This is a genomic window from Virgibacillus sp. (assembly GCF_013393565.1).
Lineage (GTDB): Bacteria > Bacillota > Bacilli > Bacillales > Amphibacillaceae > Virgibacillus > Virgibacillus dokdonensis.
This window is the reverse complement of the sequence record NZ_JABXHF010000008.1, coordinates 22,197-36,392: the sequence shown is the minus strand read 5'-3', so window position 1 is coordinate 36,392 and position 14,196 is coordinate 22,197. Positions and strand designations below refer to the sequence as shown.

At 35.5% G+C, this 14,196-nt stretch carries 17 protein-coding genes; 1 reads left to right on the top strand and 16 read right to left on the bottom strand.

From position 1 onward, the window contains the following. Positions 1 to 107: 107 nt before the first annotated feature. Entirely contained in the window at positions 108 to 500 is a 393-nt protein-coding gene (panD, locus tag HLX49_RS03070; RefSeq protein WP_077705881.1) for an aspartate 1-decarboxylase, read from the bottom strand. A gap of 503 nt (positions 501 to 1,003) precedes the next feature. Between panD and HLX49_RS03065 the strand changes: the two genes are divergently transcribed. Next, the gene (locus HLX49_RS03065) at positions 1,004 to 1,519 is read left to right on the top strand and encodes a gamma carbonic anhydrase family protein (protein ID WP_296360779.1); all 516 of its coding nucleotides are present in this window, start codon (positions 1,004 to 1,006) and stop codon (positions 1,517 to 1,519) included. A 72-nt stretch (positions 1,520 to 1,591) separates the two neighbouring features. Here the strand turns inward: HLX49_RS03065 and HLX49_RS03060 are convergent, their stop codons facing one another. From HLX49_RS03060 to HLX49_RS02990, 15 genes are all read right to left on the bottom strand, one after another. Beyond that, positions 1,592 to 2,545 carry an NAD(P)H-dependent flavin oxidoreductase gene (locus tag HLX49_RS03060; protein WP_296360778.1) on the bottom strand — a complete coding sequence of 318 codons (954 nt, stop codon included), beginning with the start codon at positions 2,543 to 2,545 and terminating at the stop codon, positions 1,592 to 1,594. Between the two features lies 1 nt (position 2,546). Continuing rightward, complete coding sequence (gene paaX, locus HLX49_RS03055) at positions 2,547 to 3,428, bottom strand: phenylacetic acid degradation operon negative regulatory protein PaaX (protein WP_296360777.1); 882 nt, start codon at positions 3,426 to 3,428, stop codon at positions 2,547 to 2,549. A 68-nt stretch (positions 3,429 to 3,496) separates the two neighbouring features. Then, positions 3,497 to 4,273, bottom strand: a complete 777-nt coding sequence (locus tag HLX49_RS03050; RefSeq protein ID WP_296360776.1) for an enoyl-CoA hydratase-related protein — start codon at positions 4,271 to 4,273, stop codon at positions 3,497 to 3,499. A gap of 16 nt (positions 4,274 to 4,289) precedes the next feature. Then, positions 4,290 to 5,486: a thiolase family protein gene (locus HLX49_RS03045; RefSeq protein ID WP_101932494.1), complete on the bottom strand. Its 1,197-nt coding sequence runs from the start codon at positions 5,484 to 5,486 to the stop codon at positions 4,290 to 4,292. Next, positions 5,483 to 6,346, bottom strand: a complete 864-nt coding sequence (locus HLX49_RS03040) for a 3-hydroxyacyl-CoA dehydrogenase (RefSeq protein WP_296360775.1) — start codon at positions 6,344 to 6,346, stop codon at positions 5,483 to 5,485. The genes HLX49_RS03045 and HLX49_RS03040 overlap by 4 nt, the downstream gene beginning before the upstream one ends. Beyond that, on the bottom strand, positions 6,261 to 6,692 hold the full coding sequence (locus HLX49_RS03035) for a class II aldolase/adducin family protein (protein ID WP_296360774.1): 432 nt from the start codon (positions 6,690 to 6,692) through the stop codon (positions 6,261 to 6,263). Before HLX49_RS03035 ends, HLX49_RS03040 begins: the two co-directional genes overlap by 86 nt. Before the next feature lie 230 nt (positions 6,693 to 6,922). Beyond that, positions 6,923 to 7,570, bottom strand: coding sequence for a class II aldolase/adducin family protein (locus HLX49_RS03030; protein WP_077705928.1), 648 nt, complete (start codon positions 7,568 to 7,570; stop codon positions 6,923 to 6,925). Between the two features lie 104 nt (positions 7,571 to 7,674). Then, positions 7,675 to 9,021 carry a PTS galactitol transporter subunit IIC gene (locus HLX49_RS03025; protein WP_077705930.1) on the bottom strand — a complete coding sequence of 449 codons (1,347 nt, stop codon included), beginning with the start codon at positions 9,019 to 9,021 and terminating at the stop codon, positions 7,675 to 7,677. A gap of 79 nt (positions 9,022 to 9,100) precedes the next feature. Beyond that, a complete protein-coding gene (locus HLX49_RS03020; RefSeq protein ID WP_077705933.1) occupies positions 9,101 to 9,376 on the bottom strand; it encodes a PTS sugar transporter subunit IIB in 276 nt (91 codons plus the stop codon). Beyond that, positions 9,373 to 9,849: a PTS sugar transporter subunit IIA gene (locus HLX49_RS03015; protein ID WP_077705936.1), complete on the bottom strand. Its 477-nt coding sequence runs from the start codon at positions 9,847 to 9,849 to the stop codon at positions 9,373 to 9,375. The genes HLX49_RS03020 and HLX49_RS03015 overlap by 4 nt, the downstream gene beginning before the upstream one ends. After that, positions 9,812 to 11,866 carry a BglG family transcription antiterminator gene (locus HLX49_RS03010; protein WP_296360773.1) on the bottom strand — a complete coding sequence of 685 codons (2,055 nt, stop codon included), beginning with the start codon at positions 11,864 to 11,866 and terminating at the stop codon, positions 9,812 to 9,814. The genes HLX49_RS03015 and HLX49_RS03010 overlap by 38 nt, the downstream gene beginning before the upstream one ends. Before the next feature lie 298 nt (positions 11,867 to 12,164). Further along, complete coding sequence (locus HLX49_RS03005; RefSeq protein ID WP_296360772.1) at positions 12,165 to 12,422, bottom strand: GNAT family N-acetyltransferase; 258 nt, start codon at positions 12,420 to 12,422, stop codon at positions 12,165 to 12,167. 33 nt (positions 12,423 to 12,455) lie between these two features. Continuing rightward, a complete protein-coding gene (locus HLX49_RS03000; RefSeq protein ID WP_296360771.1) occupies positions 12,456 to 12,611 on the bottom strand; it encodes a hypothetical protein in 156 nt (51 codons plus the stop codon). A 32-nt stretch (positions 12,612 to 12,643) separates the two neighbouring features. Next, entirely contained in the window at positions 12,644 to 13,288 is a 645-nt protein-coding gene (locus tag HLX49_RS02995; RefSeq protein WP_296360770.1) for an HAD family hydrolase, read from the bottom strand. 34 nt (positions 13,289 to 13,322) lie between these two features. Further along, complete coding sequence (locus HLX49_RS02990; RefSeq protein ID WP_296360769.1) at positions 13,323 to 13,892, bottom strand: DUF6434 domain-containing protein; 570 nt, start codon at positions 13,890 to 13,892, stop codon at positions 13,323 to 13,325. Between the last annotated feature and the right edge of the window lie 304 nt (positions 13,893 to 14,196).

Below are 14,196 nucleotides of genomic sequence, written 5' to 3'. Positions count from 1 at the left end.
AATGCTATATTTCTAGTAATTGTTTTGTTTTTTAGTAGTGATTGTTACTCCTTTTTCTCAATAGCGAAACCAAATAGTAAACTAAGACAATTTTCTGTCATATAACTTTATACGCTTTGATTTTGTGGCCAATACAAATCATGCTCTTCCACTTCGGTTATTTTATTTTTCTCATCAACAAATACTACTTTTGGGTTTAATGATTTGATTTCTTCGTCAGTCATTAACCCTAAGCTTAATATGATAACAATATCACCAGGTGAAAATAAGTGAGCTGGAGGACCATTTAAACAAATCCTACCTGATAATTCTGGAGCTGGTATAGCATAAGTTTTCCATCTAGTTGCATTTCGCAAGCTTGTGACTTGAACCATTTCATACGGTTTAATATTTGCTTCTTTCATTAGTTTAGAATCGATTGTAATACTACCCACATAATCCAATTCAGCTTCTGTAACAGTTGCTCGATGAATCTTCCCTTTGCACATCATGCGATACATGATTATTCCCTCCTTTTCTTCATGGTACAATACTGTTTTTTATAAATCTATAAAGTCATAACGTCCGAACCAGTTGATAATACTAGTAATAGTAGTATTATTTTAATTAATATTGCATATAATGGAAGCTTGATGGTATGCCAAGTTTTCATTATAGTAAAGCGTAAAATATTTTCTTTTAGTGCGTCTTCAAAAAGAAAAAACAGGCTTGGTTGATGTAACGGCGTGAGAGCAACTAGAATCACGATAGTACTAAGTGAAAAGCTTAACTGCTTTATAATTTTCTGCGTTGAAAGCACTTAGTCTTTTAAAAAATGGACAGAAATGTTAAAATAAAAAAATAAATCGCATAATTTCTGTTTGCTCCATACTTCCACATAAAAATACTTATTCTCAAACTCTCCTTAGACTTAGGATATATAATTACAAGAGATAGCATTTTGTTGGATTAAAACCCTAGCAGTTCTTATTTTTATTACTAAATCTTCCAAAGAGGTGATATAATGATTATTCCATACAACCAACACCATCCCTTTGTTCATGATAGCGTTTTCGTAGCACCAGGTGCATACTTAATTGGCGATGTAACTATTGGGGAAGAATCTACTATTTGGTTTAATACCGTCTTAAGAGGGGATGAGGATGCCATTACAATAGGGGAAAAGTGCAGTATTCAAGACAATTCTACTATCCATTTGTTTAAAAATTGTCCTGTGGTTGTAGAAGATGAGGTTACAGTGGGACATAATGTTATTTTACATGGTTGTAAAATAGGTAAAAGATCCATTATTGGAATGGGATCTACCATTCTAGATCATGTAGAAATTGGCGAAGAATGCATCATAGGAGCAAACACCCTTATACCACAAGGTAAAAAAATACCTTCACGTTCCCTGGTAGTCGGATCTCCGGGTAAAATCGTTCGCGAAATAACTGCAAAGGATCTTGAGCTTATTCAATTATCCATTGATACATATGTACAAAAAGGGAAAGATTTCAAACAAATACTGAAAAAATAAACCATTGCTGTTGGGAGGTATCCCCTCCCAATACATTATGCGTCAACTTAACACTATACCACCGGTTAACTCCTACAAAAGTTTTTCCATACTAAGCTTTAATATCTGTTTGGCATCTCTTACCATCGTTTCTACTAATTCCTCTACAGTTGGACAATCATCAATCAAGCCGGCTATTTGTCCACCATTAATAAAACCATTATCCAAATCGCCTACTATCGCCCCTAATTTATGGTGATCTTCGGTTGTTTTCTCTATAAACAAATTAGGGTTCTCATGATTCATTTCGAGTTCTGCCAACTTATGAACATAGTTTGTTTTCATTAATCTACGAATATGATGATATCTTCTTCCAACAATAATTGTTGATTCATCCGTAGCATGAATAATTTTCTGTTTATAATTATCATGATAAGGTGATTCCTTCGTAGCAATAAAACGCGTTCCCATTTGTACACCTAGCGCCCCTAACGATAAAGCCGCCGCCAAACCTTTACCATTAGCAATTCCTCCCGCTGCGACAACGGGTACACTTGCTTTTTCAACAACTTGGGGAATAAGTGTCATTGTAGTACTTTCATTTAGTGCATTAATCCCAGCAGCCTCATATCCTTCACAAACAATAATATCCACCCCAGCAGCTTCAGCTTTTTTGGCTTGGCTTACGGTGGAAGAGACACAGATAACCGTTATATCATGCTCTTTGAACAATGAAACAAATGGTGCTGGGTTGCCTGCAGATAAAGAAACGACAGGAACCTTTAAGTCAATTAATTCCTGAATTAATTGTTCTGTATGCGGATGAACAGATATAGGAACATTTACACAATAAGGCTTTGATGTTCTTTTCATCATTTCTTTTATTTTTGTTAAAACCTCTTCAACTGGCATATTCCCTGCCCCTATTGTCCCTAAGCCACCAACATTCGAAACCGCTGCTGCAAGCCCAGGATCACTTATATTTCCCATCCCTCCCTGTAAAATAGGATAAGTAATATTTAGTCGTTCCGTTAACAAATTGCCCAATTTACTCCTCCTTCGCAATGGTTTGTTTTTGCCTTGGACAGTTATCATATCCTGCTAAATAAATCGCTCTGAAAAAAGCATTCGCTTTTTTTGCAAGAATTTGATAATACTCATTAAATAACTTCGCCGCACGTTCACCTAACCATTTCTCTGGCAATAATTCTTTTGGAATACCTGGATCGACAAACAACGATTTCCGATAGTAATGAACAAGTAAAGTTCGTTCTACAAAACAGTCTTGATCACTCATGTCCCCACGTTCTATCTTCATGGCATTGGCAATCATTTTTTCCTCATACGCATGAATAAACTTTTCGTATAGCATATTTATATGATCTATATCCCAACAGCTGCGTATGATTTGTTTATTCGCTTGGAAACCTTTATTTTTAGCTTCAAAAAAATAAACATCTTCTTTAATATCATATTTATCAATAATGTCATAAATTTGCTCTTTTAACGGATTCGGTGTAATCCAAACGCCATTGGAAAGTAAGCCAAAACCGCTCCAAATCAGTTCTTTACGCAATTCATCGCGAATATGCCTTCTTTCTTCAGGAATGGTGTACAGTAGCGTCCGCCATTTTCCATCCCACTCCGCAGGCTCCATTCTATAAATACGACCGGCCGCTTCTTCCATTCTTTTTTTTCCACGCTCGGTCAATGAATAATAACTTTTGTTTGCTTCCTTACGACTGACAACCCATCCCTGCTTACTCATTCTAGAAACAGCTGATCTTATAGACTGTTCATTATGGTCAAATGGCTCCAATAATTTAATTAAACTACCAACCCATATTTCATTACCGTAGTATCGAATATAGTCTCCAAATAACGTAAAAATCATTGAACGTGTGTTTGGTTTGCTTTGCACGATTATCATCCTTTGCTAGTATGAAACTGTATTATCTTCTAAATAGATTATGGAAGGAACACGTTCAATGCCTCTATTCATTCACCGATAAATTTAGGGGATCTTTTTTCATAAAATGCGGTCAGCGCTTCGACCCGATCTTTCGTTGGAATCGTTAAGTGATATGCACTTTCCTCTATTTTTATCCCTGTTTTTAAATCCGTGTCCATCCCTTGTTGAATAGCAAACTTTGCTTGCCGAATGGCGATTTGCGGCATACGCACGATAGACTTAACAAATAATTCACAGCTTTCAAAAAGTTCTTCTTGTTCCACTACTTGATGAACAAGACCATACTCCAAAGCTTCGTTAGCATAAATCTGTTTTGCCGTTAAAATAAATTCCATTGCTTTTGCTTGCCCTATTAATCTAGGAAGTCGTTGCGTACCACCAGCACCAGGTATAATCCCCATACTTGTTTCTGTTAACCCCATTGTCGCATAAGAAACAGCTATGCGAAAGTCACATGCAAGCGCAAGCTCCAACCCACCTCCCAAAGCATATCCATTTATTAACGCAATGGTCGGTTGAGGAAGATTGGCAACTTGTTCAAACACAGAGCTAATTTTTTTAACGTTACGAATAACTTCCTTGTTTCCTAATTGTCTACGTTCTTTTAAATCTGCTCCTGCACTAAAGGCCTTCTCACCACTACCTGTAATGACTACCGCCCAAATATCGTGATTCATCGACAAATCTTCTATAACACGCTCTAACTCTAGTAATGTAGAATAATTAAAGCAATTTAACACTTCAGGTCGATTTATCGTGACATAGGCAATTCGTTCTTTTGTCTTTAATAAAACGTTACTCATTTTTTCTCCCCCTAACTTACCATTTTTCAATAACTGTCGCAATTCCTTGCCCCACACCAATACACATTGTAGCAAGCGCATATTTACTATTACGACGGTTCATTTCATGTAATAAAGTCGTAAGAATTCTTGCTCCACTAGCTCCTAATGGGTGACCAAATGCAATTGAGCCTCCGTTAACATTAACTATTTCCGGATTTAATTCAAGTTGTTTCATACATGCAATCGACTGGGATGCAAACGCTTCATTCAATTCAACTAAATCTACGTTTTCTATTTGTAGATTAGCTCGTTGCAATGCTTTTTTGGATGCTTCAATAGGGCCAATACCCATGATAGAAGGCTCTACTCCCGATGTTCCACTCGCTATGTAGCGTGCCATAGGCTTCACACCTAATTGCTCCGCTTTTTCTTTGCTCATTAATAACAACGCCGATGCCCCGTCATTTATTCCAGATGCATTACCTGCTGTAACCGTCCCTCCACCAAATAATGGTTGTAAGCTAGCTAGTTTTTCTCGAGTTGTTGCGGGGCGTGGATGTTCATCTTTATCGACAACCTTTTCTTCTCCTTTAAACATATATTTTACTGAAATAAGTTCATCATAAAACTTATTCGCTTCTATTGCTGCTTTAGCTTTCATCTGACTAGCATAAGCAAAATCATCTTGTTCTTCTCTTGTTATCTGAAATTGTTTTGCCACATTCTCTGCCGTTTGTGGCATGGAATCAGCACCATACATTGCTTCTAGCCTTGGATTAGTGAAACGCCAGCCAATCGTAGTATCTAGTAAAATCTTATTTCCCCGTTGAAAAGCGAATTCTGATTTAGGTAAAACATACGGTGCTCTTGTCATGCTCTCTGTTCCACCAGCAATATAAATATCCCCATCTCCAACCATTATTGCGCGTGCCGCCATATGAACAGCATCCATTCCTGAACCACAAAGGCGATTTACGGTTGTACCAGTTACACGAACAGGGAGCCCAGCAAGTAGGAGAGCCATACGAGCAACGTTTCTATTTTCTTCCCCAGCACCATTTGCATTACCTAAAATCACTTCGTTAATGGCATCTATGGGTAACTTTGGCTGTCTATCAATGATCGCTTGAATGACAACCGACGCTAAATCATCTGGACGTACATATTTTAATGAACCGTTGTATCTTCCTATTGGCGTCCTTACTGCATCAACGATAACAACTTCTTTCACTTCTCACTCCCTCCTTCATACACATAGACACCTTTTCCTGTTTTTTTTCCTAATCGCCCTGCTTTTACATACTGTTCTAAAAGCGGTGCAGGACGGTATTTATCCCCTAACTTCTGATGTAAATACCGAAGATTATGAAGTCTTGTATCTAAACCAACTAAATCTCCTAATTCAAATGGTCCCATTGGATAATTCAATCCGAGTTTAATCGCTTTATCAATTTCTTCCGGGGTACCAAGTCCTTCCTGGAGCATATAAAATGCCTCATTGCCTACTAAGCAACTAATACGACTTGTAACAAACCCAGGGAATTCTTGAATTGTCACCGTTTCTTTACCCAGTTTTTCAGCAACGTTTTCTGCTATTTTTACTGCTTCATCACTTGTTTCCAAACCACGAACAATTTCAACTAATGGCATTTTATGAACTGGATTAAAAAAATGCATAGCAATAACGAAATCGGGTTTGGTTGTGTATGAAGCTATCTCCGTTGGACTCATGGTCGACGTATTTGTAGCAAATAAACAATTTCTTGGTGCATGGCGATCAAGTATGGAAAAGATATCTTTTTTAATCTCTATTCTTTCCGGAACAGCCTCAATGATAATGATGGCATCTTTCACCGCTATTTCTAAATCTGTTTCATAACGAATGCTATCCTTTCCTGCTATCGCCTTTGCCTCTGTTATCTTTCCATTAGCTATTCCCTTTTCATACAATACATCTATCTCTTGTTTCGCTTTGACAAGGACTTCTTCTTTTACATCCACAAGCTTAACAAAATAACCACTTAATGAAGCAACATAAGCAATTCCCCTTCCCATTACCCCTGCGCCTACAACCACAAAATATCCACGCATCGAAATCTTCTCCTTTTCTGCTATTTGAAATAAAAAGCGAACTTTTCAGAGCATGTGTATGAACCATTGCAGTTACATCGCATCTATTTTTATAAACAATGGAATGCATTTGAAATTCACTCGAAGGCTTTAACTCACCTTCCACCACATTACCATACAAATCCATAATAATAATATCTTGCTCCCTCAATTGATGATAATCGATTCCACTTGGTGTAATCCCCATTAGCCCAGCTTCTTTATCAAAGATACTAATATTCCCACCAGTTCCAACCGTTAAGCCAGCATCAATCAATTTCTTTCCATATGCAACAATTTGTTTTCGTTCTTCTTTTAAATATTTCATTAGTAACCCTCCACATATATGTTATTTTACCTAGTTATTCTTTTTCATACCTTTGTTGAAGTAACCCTTTAAATGAGCTTGCTTTATTAGGGTATCTTCTTCTGTGTAAATATTGAGCTATCATTGCTAAAATCACAGCTAAGATAGTAGGAACTATCCATTTCGTAAACACGGAAATAATTAAACATAACGCCGAAAGAAAAATGCATATGTTTAGCAAAAGCTCTTGCTTATTCATCTAAGTTATAGTTCAAAGATTTATTTTTAATCGTACAAATACCTAACTTATCAAATAATAACGCTTTTTCAGCAATGTATGCATTGTATTCCAAACGTCCAAGATTATCATAAGCTTTTATTAAATTAGTATCCGTAATTAACACGCCATGCTTATTCAATAACATAACGTTTGTTATTGAATCTAAAGCTTTATTCTCCATATGATGTTTAACTGTATCCGCTAAATCTTTTGAAGTCGCAGGAGCAAAATCTAAACATGGTATATCGCCAAACTTTTGCGTTGATTCTGTTAAATTAGGCATATCCATTCCCATTGTCGCAAACACCATTGATTTAAGTGCGTGTGCATGAAGTACACAGCCAATCTGTTGATTGTGTTTATAACATGCCATATGCATATTAATTTCTCTTGTAATTTTCCCGTCACCTTCGACAATATTTTCATCCATATCTACCACTAAAACTTGGTATGGGGAAATATTACAATGGTATTCTTGAGACATATGGGTTGGTGTCATAATAATATGTTGATTATTCACCCTAACGCTAACATTGCCACCAGCTGTATTTGTCTCATAGCGAGAGAACATGTTTCTCACAATTTTAGCCAACTGTTCTCTTTCTCTTTGATACAACAATCTTATCGCCACCTTATAATTGAGTGATTTTTACTTGTTGCTCTCATTTCATTGCCGCCTTCACATCAAACGTCGAATCCTATATAAATATAATTTAGTACTTTCTATCCTTGTGCCTTTAATTCTTCTGTTCTCTTCAACATTTCTTTTCGATACAGGATAAAACCTAATACCCATACAGCAGCTAAAGCCAGTCCAATTATGCTAAAACTACCAAGCTCCGTTAAAATATACCGAAATACTGGGTACTCCACTGTACTCCAAGTAATTTGCTGACCCGCTTCTAATTCAACGGCTTTGGTTGAATGGGCTAAATCTGTCATAATATCAGCAAAATAGGTAGCAGCATACAGAAATATTGGTGTAGTAATTGTACAGATTACTAACATCCGTAATAAGTTTCCACCTGTTACAATTAATGCGGGTACCGCTAATCCAATGTTTAAGATTCCCGCGAAAGGTAGAACTGCATTTGCTGGTAATATAAGAGCAAAGAATAACGTAATTGGAACTAAAATAGTCATTACTACCCATGCCTCACTAGATCCAGCTAGTATTGGCCAATCAAGCCCAATAAAAATTTCTCTACCTTTAAAGCGTTTCTTCATATAATCATTAATTGCTTCTGACAATGGAGATAACGCTTGCATAAATAGTTTAGCTACCATCGGGAATAATGTTAGCGCAGCAGCTGCTTGCATAGACAAAATGAGTGAGTCAGCGATGGAATAACCAGCAGCCAATCCTAAAAGCAACCCAATAATAAAACCCATTACATGATTTTCCGCAAAAATACCAATTTTGTCTCTTAAAGCATTGGCATCCATCTCTTTATTAAACACTTTAAATTTCCGTAACATCCAATCAATTGGCATTAGTAATGTACCGATTAAAAAAAAGTTATGAGAACTTGTAACTCCCGGAATATTAGTCAATGTCTCAATTTGTTTTTGGTTCAAATCAGCAAATACCAATTCAAAAATGATTACTATAGCTGAACCAATAAGAGCGACATACATACTTCCTGTTACACCGTATATAAGTACAGCTGTAAAAATCTTCCCCCATACGTTCCATAAGTCAACATTCAACGTTTTTGTCTTATTTATCAGTAGCATCACTCCATTAATAACAAGCTGAATAGGGAATAGAAGAAATGCATATGGCCAAGCCCAAGACAATGAAGCGGCGGTCGTCCATCCCCCATCAACAGCAGTTAATTCAATGCCTGTTCTCTCTGCTAAAGCTTGCGCAGCTGGTGTTAAAGCATCAAGCATGAAGCCAATTACAAGATTCATTCCTAAAAAAGCTACACCTAAAGTAATGGCTGCACTTAAAGCATTTTTAAATTTCATTTTTACAAAAATACCAATTAATAACATAACTGCCGGAACAAATACAGAAGCACCTAAATCTAAAATATATGAAAATATTGTGTTTAGCAGTTCCACCATTTAACCTCCTCGTATAGATAAAAGTTACTATAATTCGACCAGACTATTTCGTCTCTTCGATAAATTAAAACGCTATTTACTTTAATGCATCTAGCAATTTTTGTGTTTCTTCTTCCATTCCCATACCGGTTAAAAAGGCTATTCCATTTAGAGTTGGAATATCATATTCTTCTGTATTTTTTGTAATTGAAATATACACATCGCTGGTCTTTATATACTGATCTAACGACTTAATATCAACTGCTTCTACACTTGCTCGAACACCTTTTTCTTCCAAAATTGACTTTACTTTTGATGCTACCGTCTGACTAGTCGCTACCCCTGAACCACAAGCTACAATTACTTTTTTCATTTTTCATCTCTCCTAAAATTGTTTTTTAAAAATGCAAGCATCTCTTTCTCATTTGAAATAGATTGAAATGTATGAACAAATTGCTCATCCTTGAACTTATCAATAATCACTGAAAGTAGACCGACTTGTTTTGCTGGGTCCTTTATACCAAGCATAAATATGATATTTACTTCAAGCCACGTGTCCGTAGTTGCCATTTGCAAAAATTTCATTGGCTTGTTAGCCTTTACAACATATATAAATGGCTTTGTAATATGCTTTGTATCCGTATGTGGTATAGCTAACAATGCTTTTCCTGTAGACAATCCTGTTGGAAATTCTTTTTCTCTTTCGATGATTGCTTGATTAAAAGTATCCTCTACATAACCGTTTTTTATTAAATCATGACTAAGCGCTACAAACATATCATCCGACGAATGAAATTCAGTATTTAGTTTAATTAGTTCTTTCTGAAATAAAGTTTCGAAACCCATCTTCTGCTCCTCCTAGATTGTTAAGAATACTCTGGATGGTAAATATATTATCTTCCTTCATCATTTCACACATGACGTTTTTATCCATAAATAAATTGTTTAATCGAATTAAAGTTGGTACGTGATCATTATCAACAGAAGGAGCTAACGCTACAACTATCTTTACTTCTTCACCAGTAGGGGTAAATACTGGTTTTTTTAGAATATTAATTTGGAAGTCCTTTTTTTTCACCCCATATTCTGTTGCTGCATGAGGCAAATAAACATTCGCAGCAATTAACATCTGCTCATAATTATGGCAGAAAATCGTTTTAGTTTTATTGATATATTTTTCTGTAATACTATTTCTTCTTAAAAGAGGTAACATGGAACGATCAACAATTTCCTCCCAATTCACATCCTCTTTCATAATGCTTATATGGTCGATAGAAAATTTAAAGTGCTCCAATGAATTGTTCAAATAATCACAAGTTGTTTGATTTACTAAGACGGAACCAATTTTCTTAGAAACAACATCCAAATATTGTGTTGGAACGTAAGGTTGAATTAACTTTACCAGTGAATGCACGAATCTATTACTATCACTTTTCATCTCATTTCGCACCTTACTTCTTAATTCCATCCTACTTTGGCTATCTAAAATTGGTGGAACAATAAAAGTGGTTCGATGATCATTAATTGGAATCGTTGTAAAAATGAAATCAACCTCGTATCCACCTTTTTTAAACTGTCTAACTGCATAAGCACCAATAAAGTCTATTCCTGGAAACATGGATTGTAATGTCACTAATAATAGTTTAGATATGGATGTTCCGCTTGGACATAGCACTACAGCTTTAAAAATGGTTTCTGTCTCTTCTGTTTCATAGATCCAACTTAAGACAATCATGCATAGGTAAACAATTTCTTCTGTAGACATCTCCCTATGAATAATATCTTCAAAAGGTTTAACAGATTTTTTTACTATACGATAGATTTCTTGATATTGAGCTAAAAATTCTTTTGTTAGTGGGTTATTAATTTGAAAACCAAGCAAACTTCGGTAAATAGCAGGTCTCATATGAAGAAGTACTTTATGCTTTAATTCTTTTCTACGATACATATTAATAGCCAAATTCACTTCAATATTGTCAATAAAATGATCCGTTGCTTGAGATACCTCGTCCCCATCTGTAATAAATAGCGCTGACTCTACCATATTGGATGCTAATATTTGTAAGGATAAGTAAAGCAAATCGCTTTGTGTTAAATCATTATAATCCCAAAACATCTGCTGTATTTCAGGAAACTCTACAGTGTTTTTAATATCATAGCTCTCTATTTTAAAGGACCAATTACGATTGAATTTGCTCGCCCTTTTTAAAACAAAGTGAATAATATATGGAAGTTCATCTAATTGTTCATCGGTTAATGTTATACCGATTCTACTCTCTACTCGCTCCAGTCTTTTTTGCAACCGAAATATTTCTGAACTATCTACAAAATTCTTTTCTTCCAACAGTATTCGCCCTGCCGAGGACCGAAGCACGTTTTTCACTGCTGTTACTAATACATTTCTTATTGTAAACTCTGAACCTTTCATAAAATAACCTAACTTGCGAGAATAGTCCACTTCAATTCCTTTTAAACGTAAATTTTCTTTCAGTGGTTTCATATCATTTAATATCGTATTTTTACTCACTAAGCATATGTCTGCTAATTCCAGTAAGGATAAATATTTTTTATCCACTGCTAATGCAATAAGAATCAAATGGTAGCGAATTTCAAATTCATGTTGACTAAATAATTTTTCTCTATCTAGAAAAAATTTCTTATAGCAGATCATCTTACCAACTTCAGACATATAGACTACTTCATCACTTGAAATAATGACATCTTTTTTGAAAGATTGATTCATATCTTTCATTATGTTCATAACTTCATGCTTCGTAAATTGGAACTCGGTTATTAATTCATTGCATCCCACACTTTCTTTCAGTATTAGGTATTTAATAAATCTTCTTTTAACGCCTTCCATCCTTTCACCTCCTTTCCTCTAACAAAAGCGTACCATAAGAAATAAGTCTATTTTCGACAATCTATCACAAAACAATTAAAGCGCTTTCGCTTCTTTTGTGATGAACCTCGTTTTCTTTTCGTTATATTTCCATTCATATAGTCACTGAAATACAAAAACAGTCTAAATATATTCTTAGAAAAACTTGGCTTATCGCCAAGCCTTATGGCGAAAGGCGTAGTTTTTCTTATACTATGAACCTTTACACTTTTATACTTTCCTATAGGGAAATTAAAACAGCGTCAACAAGGCAATCTTACTAAGCCTCGTTAACGCTGTTTCTCTTCAATATCCATTTTATCCTATCATCTACTTCTTTTGTTTTGCGCATCCCTACTTTTTCCAGCACGCTTATGGATGGCAAATTTGTAACCAAGCATTCTGCATGAATTTGCTCTACAGAAGCGAAAGCAAAGGCCCAATCTATAAGCGCTCCAACAGTTTCTGTCGCATATCCTTGATTACGAGCATGATCCATGATTCCATACCCAATTTCTACCGATCTTAAATCCAGCATTACCAATCAAAAGTGTATTCTCTTTATTACAAATCAACCACGGTCCCCAGCCAATTGACTTTGATCTTCTTGCAACTTTTCTATGTGTTGATAGATATGGTTACCAACACTTTGCTCTCGTTCTAAAACCATTTTTACGTTTTCCTCTGTACAAGGAACTAATAAAAGTCGTTTCGTTTCAATTTTCATGATTCCCTCCAATAACAACAAAAGGAGCTAAATTACGAATATACAAGTTGCATGACTTCATCTATTAGATGATCAGGTTTTTCTTCCGTCAATTGTTCTCTTTTATGACTCCCCCAAGTCACTCCACATGATGAAATAGCAGCAGCTTTAGCCATTTGTAAGTCATATATAGCATCTCCTACCATAACCGTCTCTTCCTTTTTTAAATGATACTGTTCAACGATGTTTAAAATACCGTCAGGATGCGGTTTATAATGAGATACTTTGTCCGATCCTATAATATCATGAAAATAAGTATCTATGTTTAAACTTTGTAGATTCCGTTTTAGTACATCTGTCTTTTTACTTGATAAAACAAATAACAATTTTTCCTCTAAAACCATTTTATGTAACACTTCTGGTATATTCTTAAAAACGGTTAGTAAATCGCTTTCTAACTGTTTATACTGTTCACGGAAAGTTTGCAATAAAAGCTTATACTCATCTTTCAATAACTCTCGATCTGCCATTTTTTTAAAAGATGTTTCAATTGGGATTCCCATATAGTGTTCGATAGTATTCGCAGACGGTATATGTAGTCGTAACGCTTTAAAAGCATTCTGTGTTGCTAATACACTGCATTGCTTTGAATCTGCCAAGGTTCCATCAAAATCAAATATAATATTTTTATAGTTCAATTTATATACCCCTCTCTTCATCCATAAACCTCAGTTATTTGTTTGCCGTATATTTGTTACTCCCTGGACGTTGCTTTATGTTGTTCCAAGCTTTAATTGCATCTTCCCTACTTTTTCCTTTATTAGCCGGATCTGCAAAAAAGTCACGAATAAATTGATTATATTCAAATTGTGGAGCAATCGTTTTCTTGTATGACGGATCTTTCTTTCGCTCTCCCTCCTCATACCACGCTTGAACAACATCATGATACGTGTTACCGACATTTTCTTTAAAATAGTTTTGAATATACGTAGAGAAGTGAAAATTCGGGATAATTGTTTTAAAAAAAGCCCGCACATGCTGACTACAACGATGATTTTCCGTAATTACAGTATCTAAGCTTAATTCGTCTTTTGTTTTTGCTTTTTTAGTACCGCTTCTTTTTCGGATTGGCTTTTTTACCTCACCTGTACGCAAGAAAGTTTCAATGCGGTCTGTAAGTTCTAATTTCGATCCCGAAGTACGAATGCCATTTTGCTTACAAAATAATTGTAACTCTTCTTTTAACCAATAGTAGTCTTTGAAAGTTTGTACATGAATATCTTTCGTTAATGCTGGTCTCAATTTTCCACCTCCTAACGATTACATCTATTATAGAACATTCGTTGCTTTATATCCACCCGCTATAACAAATACAATTAGTATTAGAACAAAGGCTCGGGGCGCCCGTTTAGCAACGTAGCGAGTGGAGCGAATCAACTGAAGTTTTAGGAATCACGGTGAGGCACGAACCCATGATGACTTATCGTAGGGCGGATTCATGAAGTCGCCTAGTTGCTGGGCGATGGAGCGGGACGTGGCTCATTCGGTTATTTGGTTATCCCATAGCATCAAATTTTTATACTTTCTTATCTCTTGAAAAATAAAG